We start from the raw sequence: 12,562 nt of genomic DNA on the forward strand, positions 1-12,562 counted from the left end.
TTTAGGAATAAACCTTTTTTTCGTTCACTACGGAACGAACACAATTGGTTGAGCCTCCTAAGATGTTAATGGCTTTCTTCTTACACTCTTAGTATACCACCCTGAATAAAATGTAAACCCTTACATCCGTGACGATTTGGTGACTTTTTCATTCTAACTTGAAGTTCATTTTTTCGGTATAACCTAAATTCGATTACAGAAACTATATATACCAGGGGGTGAGATCATGGACTATAAAAAAGAGGATAGCAGCAAAAAGAATCTTAAAGCCACATATACTCCGAATCAAAGGTTTGTGCCTGGAGGATCTGTAGATGAGCATCGGGATATCGAAGCTGCGAATATTTTTTTTACTGGAGATGAAATAAAACAACAGAATGAAAATCTCTAGTTCGGATGTTTGGAAAAAGGAATCTGTTACCACAAAAATGAAAAGAGGGAATCTGCTTGGATTTAATCGACCCGAAAAATTTGAAAAATGGTGATGAAGTTTTTGTTATTTACCGTAACCCCCATGTACCTTCTGTTTCAAATATCAAGGCCGGTGAGATCGTTCAACATCCCAAAGACCCCAATGCCCTGGCTCTTTTCCTGAACGAGACCTTGCATGTTATTGAAGATGATGATGCTCTTTTCGCTACACAGGCCGCAGCGGAAAAAGCTTGCAGCGAGGCCGTAGATCCCTACGATGCGTTGTGACCCAAACGGGGTTTTATCCTCTTTTTAAAGGGTATTTTACAAATGCAAGCCAATTTCTATTAGGAGGGTCCGAACATGAAAGTTCTTTCAGCATCTTCTAAACTTGTCATTGGCTCTGCACTCGAAGGAGGATTTGTTTATCTAAAGAAAGGCACCCTTACCCCCAACAAAGTGATACGACGCGGAAAACTTTAAATGCACAAATCCTCTTTCAATAAAAGCACATCCGATAAGGATGTGCTTTTATCTTTGAGCAATTACGTTTTTTAGAGGTCAGACCTTTTAATTGGTTCCTTTTCGTTATTCGTCTGATTCCCCGTACTTGATGTATAGCCTACGCGATACACGAAGTCTTTCTTTTTCTTTAATGCATCTGGCATTTTATACTGTAGATCGTTCGATTGGAATTTACCTTTTTCGGACATTCTTATCCCCCCTGTCTTCCTATTGGTAGCCTCTTCTATTCAACTCGTCAGTTGCAGCTGATGTGCGTTCAATGTCCCCGCCTACTTCTCCCTCTGCATAACTGTCGCTAGCTTGTTCGTGGGTCATGGCAAGCCCATTTGAAAGTTCATCATTCCTTTGGTAATCCGCGGTCTCGTACATACGGCCAGCTACTTCTGTACTTTTATTTTTATCTTTTTTCAGGGTAATCCCTCCTTTCGTTTTCTCAGGTTATTTTTTGACATTAATTCATAAACCATACTCCACAATTCACTTGTCTTGCGGCGCATAACCCCCGACATTCGTTTAAAAAACCAAAACACCCCTTCATATAAGAAGGGGTGAAAAATTACTGAATGCCTGTTTCCATTGACGTTTTTTTATGCTCTTGTAAAAGCCAGACTGTCAGCAAAACGCCAATTAAAGTTAAAGCAGCAAAAAACAAATATACAACATAAATGCTAAATTCCTCGAAAAGGATACCTCCAATAAATGTAAAGAACCAGTTACCCAGCCCATTGCCGACAGCTGAGTAAATCGTCACTGCCGTGGCTGTGACATATGGAGGTGTAATGTCGCGTATATATTGCAATCCTGCCGGAATGAATAACCCAAGTGAAAATCCCTGTATGACAGCGGATGCATAGACAAGACCCAATGCAGGCTCGGTAAAATAAAACATCCATCTGATCAATGATACAAGAGATGCGATTAAAGCAACCTGAAGAAGCCCCAATTTGCGGATCCAGCTGCCTGCAACCCTCATGAATGGAATCTCGGATAGCACCGCGATAAGAAATGCAATGCCAATCCCTGTATATGTCCCACCTCTATCCTCAACAAACAGACTGAAATAAAAATTATTCGCTAGATTTGGTCCAAAAATCATGAACGTTACACCCAGGAAAACTAAAAACTTCTTCATCCGCAATAAATCCTTCATACCGGAAAAGAGACTTCTGGACCTGTCAGAGGATTCTTTTGGCATTTTCACTGAAAAAGCCGCGGCTATCACTAATGTCAGGAAGAACGCATAAAAAATAATCTCTGGGTTCCATTCAGACAATCTCCCCATTACGAAAACCGCCAGGCCAAATCCCAATGATCCGAATAACCTGACATTTCCATAATTCACACCAACTTTGCTAGTATATTTTAAGGAGATACTATCTGATAAAGGAATTATTGCACTTTGGAAAATGGCAAGTATTGTGGCAGCAATTAAGAATAATAAAAATTTGTCAAACACGAGATAACCAAAAGCAGCAATCCCGGTTACTAGTGTCGTAAGTGTTAACAGTCGATTATGATAATTTTTCATATCGGCAAGCATTCCCCAGAATGGCTGAAAAAAAATCATGATCACAGGACCAACAGACAAGATTAATCCGATCTGATAGCCATTCAATTTTTCCACTTCGGTTAAATATATACTTAATAAGGGGAAGAGACTTCCTATCCCGAAAAATACAAAAAGATAAAATCCTTGTAATGTAAGGATATTCTGCTTTATTCGCTTTTCCATCTGAATCCTCCGTGATGTCAATATGTAGAGTTATATTTTACCACTATTTTAGTATAAGAATAGAAAAAATCGTTTTATTCAAAATAAAGAAAGAATAAAGCGTTTTCATTTAAGTTATGTCATGTTAAAATAATATTGTTTTAAGTGATCAGACGTCTGCTCACCTATTGATTTAATCTATCATGCCATAAGAGGCGGTGAAATCATGAGAGAAATAATATTGAGCCTGGTTGCTGGTTTGATCGTTGGGATTTTATTTAAATTCCTCAAGCTTCCGCTCCCTGCACCACCAGTGCTGGCAGGTGTACTGGGAATTGTCGGCGTTTATTTAGGCGGAGTTGTTGGAGAGTGGATTTTGAACAGCTTTAAAGGATAAAGGCGTTCATCAATAGGATTAGCAAAAAAATCCACGGGGTCACCGCGGATTTTTTCTTATATTAAAAGTATTGTTTAAAGGTGTTTTGTCCATAGAAAGCGGATGATTCCACTTGCTTTTTTGTTGCGGCATTCTTTGTGGCATCCAGGTAAACATAAATTGATCCAACGAAAACTGCCCCGCCAATGATATTCCCTATCGTAACTGTCAGGAGATTATGAATACCTAAACCAAAACTAATGGTCTCTGGATGTTCAACAAGAAGAGCAATCGAAAATAAAACCATGTTTGCGACACTATGCTCAAAACCCGATACTACGAAAGCGAACACCAGCAGCATCATTACCCCGATTTTTGCTCCATCTCCCTTAATATTGTAAGGTACCCAGACCGCCAGGCATACAAGCCAGTTACACAGAATCGCACGGAAAAATAATTGGATTGCGGGGGTATTCATCTTCATGCTTACGGTTTCCATCATATATTGTGTTTTTTCAGGCGTTGGGAAAATCCCCGACAACATAATGACCGTCCCAAAAAATATAGCTCCTGCGATGTTTCCTGCATAGCAAGCAATCCAGTTTTCAGCGGTATCCCTCCATGATGTCGCCTTTTTAAGAGAACTGATGGTCATCAGCATCGTGTTACTAGTAAAAAGCTCCCCGCCGCCGTATAAAATCAGTACCAGAGCCAATCCAAAAAAGATCGAGCTTACGATTGGAGTCGCTGGAGAATGCGCATCAAAAAAATACTCCCCCAGGCGATATGAGACCATAATCCCAAAACCGATGTATACACCTGCAAGTGCAGCTCTTATTAAATACTTCAACTTCGATTCTCTTAAGTAATTTTTCTTTTTCAAAGCAATACCAATGGCAATGTCGATAGGATGTCTGCTCAAGTTTAAGACCTCACTTAGTTTGTGAAATAAATCACATTTTTATGTTGATTTAATCTTATACTTGATTTATCTGTTTGTTAAGACAAAAACACATGACATGTTTATGACCATTTATTAAGCGCTTCCATAGCATTATCAATGCTACTAGACGGTTTTCACCGTCACTTTCTTAAAATTCATAGGGGCTTTCCCCTAAGCGTCCAATTTCTAAAAAAGCAGGGCGATTCAGGAAAAGCCTTCTGTAATAGCAATGAATGTATCTATACTCCATTCTTCTCTGGATCTGCACTATCTGGGGCCCAAAGCCGCTCCGCCTTGGGGCCCATCATCCTTAAGCCTTTGAAAATCCATCAATCTTGCCTGATAATACTTCCTTCAATATGCTTTCGCTCCATTTGGTTCAGCAGCTTACGGTGTTCTTTGGTTTCAAATAAAATATTGAAATCGTAATCTTCTGGATAAAGTTCTGCCGCAGGGATGTTCAATTTCAGACGTTTATGATTTACTTCTATTTTTTCATCTCTCATCTGCACAATATAATTCCCATTACTGTCAGGCCCTTTGTAAATGACGCCAAGCTCTCCTGAACTTGTTACATAAACACTATCACCCATTTCGAAGCGATTTATTGTTTTGCTGGCATCGGCCGTTTTTTTTCTTTTATGCTTATTGACAATCAGCTGCTTTTCCCGCCTTTTTAATTCATTGCTATCTTGAAACAGAGCACTATAATTCTTTTCAGATTTATAAGTGATCATATGGGCCCGTTCTATTAATTTTGGATGCACTCCTAACTTCAGGGCAATCGCAAATGCTTGGCTATCGCCTCCCGTTCCGATGCGCAGCCGGTAGGTGGGCATCAATGTCTCCAGATCGAATTCCATTGAGCCATTCATAAAATCTTCATGTGTATCCGCAAATTCTTTGATTTCGCTATAGTGTGTTGTAGCAAATATGGTCGCTCCCTTATTGTTCAGGTTCTCAAGTATGGCTGTTGCCAATCCCATCCCCTCTCCAGGATCGGTTCCAGAGCCGAGCTCATCCAGGAGGACAAGGGTCCTGTCATTTGCTTTTTCTAGAATCTCAATGATATTCACAATCCTAGAACTGAAGGTACTTAGGTTTTGCTCAATACTTTGCCCATCCCCTATATCCACAAGGATCTTATGAAAAATACCTGATTTGCTGCCCTCTCCAACCGGCAGGAGCAATCCACTTTGGGACATCAACACCAGCAGACCAGCTGTTTTAATAGAAACCGTTTTCCCCCCGGTATTTGGTCCAGTAATCACAAGTGCATGGTAGTTCGTTCCGATCTCGAGCGTTAATGGAACCGCATTCCTGCCAAGAAGCGGATGACGTGCCTTTTTATAATCAATCACTTGATCATCCACGATATCGACTTTTTTTGCATCAATCGATCGACAATACTTTGCTTTTGAAAATAAAAAATCAAAATGGACCATCGTCTCGATCGCAAGCTTAATTTCTTTTTCTTTACCTTCTGCCAGACCGGTAAGGGCAAATAAGATTTTCTCCACCTCTGCCTGCTCCTCGAAGAAAAGCCACTCCATTTGATCCTGAAAGACGCCGATTTCTTCTGGTTCGACAAAAAGAGTTGAACCTGAAGCCGATGTATCGAGCACAGCCCCCCTTACCTTCCCTCGATATTCCTTTTTTACAGGTATAACATACCTTCCATTTCTCTGGCTGACGACTGCTTCCTGAAGAAATGGTTTGAGTTTTGCTGACTTCAATAATTGTGTAAGCTTTTCCTTCAAACGCTCCTCCTGGATACCAATTTGTTTGCGGACCTTTAACAGCTCTTTTGATGCGTAATCATCAATTTGTCCATTGCGAATACACCTTTGGATTTCCGCCGCTAGTTCAGGCAGTTCCTCAATACTATAGACATAGGCGGATACTCTAGGTGCGCAATACTCTTTATCCCTCATAAATCGGCGGAGCTTGCTGCAGCTGTCAATGAATGAGTTCAACTGTACAAGTTGATCTACTCGCAACGGGATTCCTTTGTTAAAACCATTCATTACCGCTTCCATGCCTTCAAGACCATGGATAGGAACGCTTGAGCTGATTTTTAGAATTTCAATGGCTTCTGAAATTTCCTTATGCCATGCGTCAATCTGCTTTAGGTTTGTGGATGGTTCCATTTCCATAGCTTTCTTTCTGCCTGATTCTGTTAAAGCGAATCCCGAAATGGCTTCTTTGATTTTGTCATAACCAAGAACAGTGTAAGTTTGTTCGTTCAATGTTTATTCCTCCTTAAAAATAAAAAAGCCGCAATGGACAAGTCCAAAGCGGCTTAAAATGCTTACAGCTGGGCTGTGAGCAATATATTTACGAAAAAAAGCTGTGTATATGCACACAGCTTCTGCTCACAAATATCAAGCATGCTTCTATGTTCATTGTTCTTAACATCCAATCCAGGCCATAACGAAATAAACCTAAAAAAGGCTTCATTTCAAACTGGATTGACCGTATGAAATTAACGGTTAGTTAAGAACGACACCTAACATAGAACATACTCCTTACATATCAATAATCTCCTCAATAGGATACGTCGTTTTTGCCTCTTTTGTCAACCAAATTCATCCATTTTTTTGAAAAATGATTTGTAAAAAGAATGTTCACATTTTCTCTATTGACCTGTTGTTTATATTTCATTTTAATTAGGGTTAACCAAAGGTCGAAAAAGGTGGAGATTTTGTGGCCAGCCAGGAAAATGTCAGTAGTATGAATTATGAGATAAGTGAACTGATCAAGGCATCGGAAAAGATCATAAAGTTTAAAAAAGGGACCTTTTTATTCCGCGAGGGCCAGGAAGCTAAAGAAATGTATATCATCCTTTCAGGAAAAGTGCAGGTTTCCAAGATGAACGCCGAGGGCAAAGAATTGTTTTTAAGGCTGTGCAAGAAAAAGGATATCGTCGGTGAGCTTACTCTTTTTACAGTTGGGCCAAGGTATCTGTTCAATGCAAAAGTTGTTGAGGACGGTGAAGCAGCCGCAATCAATATCGAGAATCTGGAAAACATCTTATTCAACAATAGCCAATTGGCATACCAGTTCCTTAAGTGGATGAACGATCATATCCGTCGGACCATCACTAAATTCAGGGATCTCGTCCTGCATGGAAAGAAAGGCGCTTTGTATTCCACTTTGATCCGCCTTAGTAACAGCTACGGTATTAAAAAGGAAGATGGCATCCATATCAATGTACCAATTACAAACCAGGATCTTGCTAACTATTGTGGCACTGCAAGGGAAAGTGTAAGCCGAATGCTCGGGGAATTGCGGGACGAAGGAATTATTTCGATTAATAGAAAAAGGATTATCATACATGACCTTGCTTTCCTCAAACGTGAAATCCAGTGTGAAAATTGCCCCATTGAGTTCTGTAACATGGATTGAAGCATTAAAAAAAGGAAGCTTATAAATCGTCAGCTTCCTTTCTATATTTTTCCATAAAACGCTTCGAGATTTCCGCCAATATTTCCCCTTATAAAAAGAAGGGGATAATAACGGGCAGCAGGAGTGATGTAAGGATCGCCGCCAATCCAATCGCTGCTCCTGATACCGCCCCCTGAAGCTCCCCTTCTCTGGCAGCTTGGGCAGTACCGATCCCATGGGCGATGGTGCCGATCGCCAGTCCTCTTAAAAAAGGATCATGGATTTTCATGACATTCATCAGCCAAGGTCCCAGCATCGCTCCTGTCATTCCGGTAATCATGACAAAGGCTGCCACCAAAATCGGATCAGCATCTATAATCCTGGCAACCTCGGAAGCTACTGGTATCGTTATGAATTTGATGTCAAGAAACCAGGATAATATTAGTCAAGTTCAGTAAATAGCCTATCATGACAGCTGAAAGAATAGTCGAGACAGTTCCCGTTAAAAGCCATGCCAAAGCAGGTTGAACGCAATTATTTTTCTTTGTTTGTATAAAGGCACTTCCAGAGCTACTGTAGCCTGTCCCAGAAAATAGGTTATTATTTCGCTCGCTGCTTCGTACTCCTTATAAGGGATGTTCAGGACCAGCAAAACGCAGATCACGATGACCGTACTCAAGAAATTTGCAATATGTATATAACGAACTTATCCGCTTTCAAGAAAATGGCTCCTTTTTCGTTCCAAACATTATTACTATAATTATAGATTCCGTTTACTTTATTGCAAGAATGTTTACTTTTTTCATTGATCGTCCCTTTTGAAAAGGCAAAAAGAATAAACATAGTTCACACAATGTCCATATGATTTTCCTCGTGTTTCTTATATCTTATAAAGGGGGAGGCTTGCGTTATGAAAAAAATCTATATTATTAGCTCACTTATTGTTTTAATTGGTATTGCATCCGGAATCTCATACTTTTTAGTCAGGGATGCCAATGCACAAATACCAGAAGGCATTACCCTGTTAACCATGGATGAAGAGAAATATACATTCGGAGAAGATACGGACACAATCAAGCTGGTGGAGTTTATTTATACAAATTGCCCGGATATCTGCCCTACGACAACCCAGGAGATGAACCTTCTGCGCAATGATTTAATAAAAGAAAACGTTTATGGAGATAAAGTCCAATTTTTAACGATTACGATTGACCCGTACCGTGACAGCCCAGAGGTTTTAAGGAAGTACATGGAGAATTTCGGGCTTGAAAATGACGGGAATTGGATATTCCTTACCGGGGACCCAGCCAATACCCTAGAAGAACAACAAAAAATCAAGAAGGTTGCCGATACATTTAAATTCCAGTACCGAGACCCAGGAAACGGTTTTTACGTGCACAGTACTTTTACTTACCTGATTGATGAAAATAATAAATTCATCAAGAAATTCCCTATGGGTGAGGATTTTAAAAAAGATAAAGTTTTCGAAGCCATTATGGATGAGCTTTAAAAATAAAAGAAAGCGGTGGCTGCACCGCTTTCTTTTATTTTTATTAACCGTAATAGATTGGCTTTTACTTCATTACTGAGTGAAGTAGCTGGATGCAGTTTACCGCGAAGAGGAAAAAGCCAGTCTATCTCTTAATGTGAATTAACAGTGGTGGGATGTTTCTCTGTTTTTTGCAGGGAGAAAAATTCTGATTTTGGCTTAGTAAAGCTGACTTTTATCCCTGATTCCTTTAGGCGGTTCACAAAATCAACCAGCTGCTTTTTAGCCATTTCAAAAACTCCTTTTTATCCATCTTTGTCTATTATTATTCTACATGAAAAATATGAAAAATGTGTGAAAATGAGCAAAAAAATTGACATCCAGACAAAAAATTTTTTCATTATTTTCCCAATATACTTCTTCCCCATATTATGTTAGCCAGATGGACAAAATCCCTTCTAAACTACTCTTGCTTTTTCCCATTTTCCCTCCAGTGGAAACACCTTTATGAAAAAATGTTTCCTTCCTGCGCAATTTGAATGTAAAAGAATTCGCTCACAAGGTTCAAACATGTTATAATCTTTGGGATATATATTAATGGAGGCTACTAAATAAATGATTACAGTTCAAAATGTTGGCCTGAGATATGGTGACCGCAAGCTTTTTGAAGATGTTAATATTAAATTCACACCTGGAAATTGCTATGGTTTGATTGGTGCTAATGGAGCCGGTAAGTCCACTTTCCTTAAAATATTATCAGGTGAAATCGAAGCTCAGACAGGCAATGTTTCCATGACTCCTGGCGAGCGTATGGCAGTACTAAAGCAAAACCACTTTGAATATGAAGATGTTGAAGTTTTGAAAGTCGTCATAATGGGCCATGCGCGTTTGTATGAAGTAATGCAGGAAAAAGATGCAATTTACATGAAAGAAGATTTTTCCGATGAAGACGGCATGAAAGCCGCGGAACTCGAAGGAGAGTTCGCTGAATTGAATGGTTGGGAAGCAGAATCTGAAGCTGCCATCCTGCTTAAAGGTCTTGGAATCGGCGAAGACCTCCACACGAAGAAAATGGCGGATATCAGTGGCGGAGAAAAGGTAAAGGTCCTTCTTGCCCAGGCATTATTCGGCAAACCGGATGTACTCCTTCTTGACGAGCCTACGAACCATCTTGACATCGCTGCGATTCAATGGCTGGAAGAGTTCCTGATCAACTTTGAGAATACGGTTATCGTGGTATCCCACGACCGTCACTTCCTGAATAAAGTATGTACACATATTGCTGACCTTGACTTTGGCAAAATCCAGCTTTATGTAGGGAACTACGATTTCTGGTATGAGTCCAGCCAGCTTGCAATGAAAATGCAGCAGGATACAAACAAAAAGAAAGAAGAGAAAATCAAGGAATTGCAGGCGTTCATTGCTAGATTCAGCGCCAACGCATCTAAGTCAAAGCAAGCAACTTCACGTAAAAAACTGCTTGATAAAATCTCTCTGGATGATATCAGACCATCTTCCCGTAAATATCCATATGTAGGATTCACTCCTGACCGTGAAATCGGTAATGACTTATTAAGGGTTGATGGTATTACCAAAACGGTTGACGGCATAAAAGTACTTGATAATATCAGCTTCATCATGAATAAAGATGATAAAATCGCATTAGTTGGGAAAAATGAAATTGCCATTACGACTCTGTTCAAAATCCTGACAGGTGAAATGGAACCAGACAGCGGTACATTTAAGTGGGGAGTGACCACTTCCCAGGCATATTTCCCTAAGGACAATTCCGAGTACTTTGACGGCTGCGACCTTACTCTTGTTGACTGGCTGCGCCAGTTCTCGCCAAAGGATGACAGCGAGAGCTTCCTGCGAGGATTCCTTGGCCGTATGCTATTCTCTGGTGAAGAAGTATTGAAGAAAGCAAGCGTTCTTTCTGGAGGCGAAAAAGTCCGCTGCATGTTATCAAAGATGATGCTTTCTGGTGCGAATGTGCTCTTGTTGGATGAACCAACGAACCACTTGGACCTTGAATCCATCACAGCTTTGAACAATGGAATGATCAACTTCAAGGGTTCCATGATCTTCTCGTCCCATGACCATCAGTTTGTTCAAACTGTTGCAAACAGGATCATGGAAATCACTCCAACAGGATTGGTCGATAAGCAGATGACCTATGACGAATATCTTGAAAACGAAGAGCTTCAAAAGCAAATTGCTGAGATGTATGTGTAAGCTAAAAACCCCCGGATTTCCTCCGGGGGTTTTTACTTTGAACATATCAGCCTCTTTTCTGCTTTCTTCTTGAGGAATCTGCAGACTTGCTACCGGTTTCACTTGCCGTAGTGCCCTGCCCCTCCACCTGGCTTGAATTGAGTCCGATGGTTGATGGATCCTTTTTTCGCTTATTTGACATCATTGCACCTCCTTTACCTGCATTTAATATTGTGAAGCTCAGGGAATAAATTATTCTTGCCGCGGACAAGTTAAATGAGTGAGGAGGTGTAGAGAATGGCAAGAGTAGGTGTAGAACAATCTTTATCTAATATCTCTGAAGCATTGCGCCAAAAAGGCTATGACGTTGTTGAACTTCGCCAGGAAGCAGATGCACAGGGCTGCGATTTCTGTGTCATCAGCGGGATTGATTCAAACATCATGGGTATGCAGGATGTTGTGACCCAGGGTTCGGTCATTGAAGCCAACGGCCTTTCTGCTGAAGATATTCTAAGACAGATTGATCAAAAGTCAGGGCAAATCCAATAAGAATCACCGAAACTGCCGATAGGCAGTTTTTCTTTTCCCCGCAAGTCCTTCTGCTCCACTATCCATGATATTTTCACCAACTTGTGATATTTTCATTATGTAGCTTCCTTCTATATCCGATATAATCAGTTATAACCATTGCATATGATTAAAAGTTTTGTAAGGGGATGTCTTTGTTTGAGAATATTACATATATTCCTTTTCGCTGCTTTGCTTACCGTTCTGACGAGTTGCGGAGCCAACAGCGATACGAAAGGAACTGAGCTTACCGTATCTGCTGCTGCAAGCCTTCAGGAGGCGTTGGAGGAAGCAGGAAAAACCTACTCGAACCAGAATCCAGACATTAAGATTGTTTATAACTTTGGGGGGTCCGGTTCCCTACAGCAGCAGATTTCCCAGGGTGCACCAGTAGATTTATTTGTTTCTGCAGCACAGGACCAATTCAATGTATTGAGGTCAAAACAACTTATAGATCAAAACCATAGTGTAAAACTATTAAAAAACGAGCTTGTTTTGATTACCCAGAAAGATAACGAAAACCTTCATTCTGTAAAATCACTTGCAGAAGCTGAGATTTCAAGGATTGCAATCGGAACACCGGAAACTGTCCCTGCAGGGATGTATGCAAAACAAGCTTTACTTTCTTTAGGCTTATGGGAAGAGATTGAACAAAAACTCATCCCCACAAAGGACGTCCGCCAGGTTCTGTCCTATGTTGAAACCAGGAATGTGGAAGCCGGCATTGTTTATAAAACCGACGCCATGGTTTCTGATCAAGTAAGAATTATACCCTTTCAGAAAGAAGCTCTGCATGATCCAATCATTTACCCTGCCGGGGTCATTGCAGGAACCAGGCACAAGGAAGAATCAAGCAGGTTTCTCAATTTCCTGAAAGGAAAAGAAGCGATGGAAATTTTTGAAAAATATGGCTTTAAAGCAGCATTGGAATGATTATTT

The 12,562-nt window shown here is 40.4% G+C and carries 15 protein-coding genes and 1 pseudogene; 8 read left to right on the forward strand and 8 right to left on the reverse strand.

Going from position 1 to position 12,562, the window contains the following annotated elements; genetic code table 11:
* Window positions 1-226: 226 nt before the first annotated feature.
* Window positions 227-391: a hypothetical protein gene (locus tag M3593_RS02190; protein ID WP_186326832.1), complete on the forward strand. Its 165-nt coding sequence runs from the start codon at window positions 227-229 to the stop codon at window positions 389-391.
* A gap of 56 nt (window positions 392-447) precedes the next feature.
* On the forward strand, window positions 448-699 hold the full coding sequence (locus tag M3593_RS02195; RefSeq protein ID WP_144479666.1) for a transcriptional regulator SplA domain-containing protein: 252 nt from the start codon (window positions 448-450) through the stop codon (window positions 697-699).
* Window positions 700-965: 266 nt separating this feature from the next.
* On the opposite strand, the gene M3593_RS02200 is transcribed toward M3593_RS02195, so the two are convergent.
* The 3 genes from M3593_RS02200 to M3593_RS02210 form a co-directional block, all read right to left on the reverse strand.
* Entirely contained in the window at window positions 966-1,124 is a 159-nt protein-coding gene (locus M3593_RS02200) for a hypothetical protein (RefSeq protein WP_186326833.1), read from the reverse strand.
* Window positions 1,125-1,143: 19 nt separating this feature from the next.
* Window positions 1,144-1,353, reverse strand: a complete 210-nt coding sequence (locus M3593_RS02205; protein ID WP_313959736.1) for a YozQ family protein — start codon at window positions 1,351-1,353, stop codon at window positions 1,144-1,146.
* A gap of 139 nt (window positions 1,354-1,492) precedes the next feature.
* Window positions 1,493-2,668, reverse strand: a complete 1,176-nt coding sequence (locus M3593_RS02210; protein ID WP_144479670.1) for an MFS transporter — start codon at window positions 2,666-2,668, stop codon at window positions 1,493-1,495.
* Window positions 2,669-2,873: 205 nt separating this feature from the next.
* Between M3593_RS02210 and M3593_RS02215 the strand changes: the two genes are divergently transcribed.
* On the forward strand, window positions 2,874-3,044 hold the full coding sequence (locus M3593_RS02215; protein ID WP_144479672.1) for a XapX domain-containing protein: 171 nt from the start codon (window positions 2,874-2,876) through the stop codon (window positions 3,042-3,044).
* A 61-nt stretch (window positions 3,045-3,105) separates the two neighbouring features.
* Here M3593_RS02215 and M3593_RS02220 read toward each other — a convergent pair whose 3' ends face one another.
* Together M3593_RS02220 and M3593_RS02225 are read right to left on the reverse strand one after the other, a co-directional pair.
* Complete coding sequence (locus M3593_RS02220) at window positions 3,106-3,945, reverse strand: formate/nitrite transporter family protein (protein WP_251540475.1); 840 nt, start codon at window positions 3,943-3,945, stop codon at window positions 3,106-3,108.
* A gap of 350 nt (window positions 3,946-4,295) precedes the next feature.
* On the reverse strand, window positions 4,296-6,215 hold the full coding sequence (locus M3593_RS02225) for an endonuclease MutS2 (protein WP_251540477.1): 1,920 nt from the start codon (window positions 6,213-6,215) through the stop codon (window positions 4,296-4,298).
* A gap of 484 nt (window positions 6,216-6,699) precedes the next feature.
* Here M3593_RS02225 and M3593_RS02230 point away from each other — a divergent pair, with 484 nt between their 5' ends.
* Window positions 6,700-7,374: a Crp/Fnr family transcriptional regulator gene (locus M3593_RS02230; protein ID WP_144480031.1), complete on the forward strand. Its 675-nt coding sequence runs from the start codon at window positions 6,700-6,702 to the stop codon at window positions 7,372-7,374.
* Between the two features lie 88 nt (window positions 7,375-7,462).
* Here M3593_RS02230 and M3593_RS02235 read toward each other — a convergent pair.
* Window positions 7,463-8,032 (reverse strand): annotated as a pseudogene (locus tag M3593_RS02235) (LrgB family protein).
* Between the two features lie 231 nt (window positions 8,033-8,263).
* On the opposite strand from M3593_RS02235, the gene M3593_RS02240 reads away from it, so the two are divergent.
* Window positions 8,264-8,863, forward strand: a complete 600-nt coding sequence (locus M3593_RS02240) for an SCO family protein (RefSeq protein ID WP_144479676.1) — start codon at window positions 8,264-8,266, stop codon at window positions 8,861-8,863.
* A gap of 131 nt (window positions 8,864-8,994) precedes the next feature.
* On the opposite strand, the gene M3593_RS02245 is transcribed toward M3593_RS02240, so the two are convergent.
* Window positions 8,995-9,132: a hypothetical protein gene (locus M3593_RS02245; RefSeq protein WP_023627787.1), complete on the reverse strand. Its 138-nt coding sequence runs from the start codon at window positions 9,130-9,132 to the stop codon at window positions 8,995-8,997.
* A 325-nt stretch (window positions 9,133-9,457) separates the two neighbouring features.
* On the opposite strand from M3593_RS02245, the gene M3593_RS02250 reads away from it, so the two are divergent.
* On the forward strand, window positions 9,458-11,077 hold the full coding sequence (locus M3593_RS02250) for an ABC-F family ATP-binding cassette domain-containing protein (protein WP_144479678.1): 1,620 nt from the start codon (window positions 9,458-9,460) through the stop codon (window positions 11,075-11,077).
* 46 nt (window positions 11,078-11,123) lie between these two features.
* Here M3593_RS02250 and M3593_RS02255 read toward each other — a convergent pair whose 3' ends face one another.
* Window positions 11,124-11,258, reverse strand: coding sequence for a YuzL family protein (locus M3593_RS02255; protein WP_251541238.1), 135 nt, complete (start codon window positions 11,256-11,258; stop codon window positions 11,124-11,126).
* Window positions 11,259-11,353: 95 nt separating this feature from the next.
* Between M3593_RS02255 and M3593_RS02260 the strand changes: the two genes are divergently transcribed.
* Complete coding sequence (locus M3593_RS02260) at window positions 11,354-11,605, forward strand: YkuS family protein (RefSeq protein ID WP_251540479.1); 252 nt, start codon at window positions 11,354-11,356, stop codon at window positions 11,603-11,605.
* A gap of 177 nt (window positions 11,606-11,782) precedes the next feature.
* Window positions 11,783-12,556 carry a molybdate ABC transporter substrate-binding protein gene (gene modA, locus M3593_RS02265; protein WP_251540482.1) on the forward strand — a complete coding sequence of 258 codons (774 nt, stop codon included), beginning with the start codon at window positions 11,783-11,785 and terminating at the stop codon, window positions 12,554-12,556.
* The last annotated feature ends 6 nt before the right edge of the window (window positions 12,557-12,562 follow it).

Origin of the sequence: Mesobacillus sp. MER 48 (assembly GCF_023714225.1) — a bacterium.
Classification (GTDB): Bacteria; Bacillota; Bacilli; order Bacillales; family Cytobacillaceae; genus Mesobacillus; species Mesobacillus oceanisediminis_A.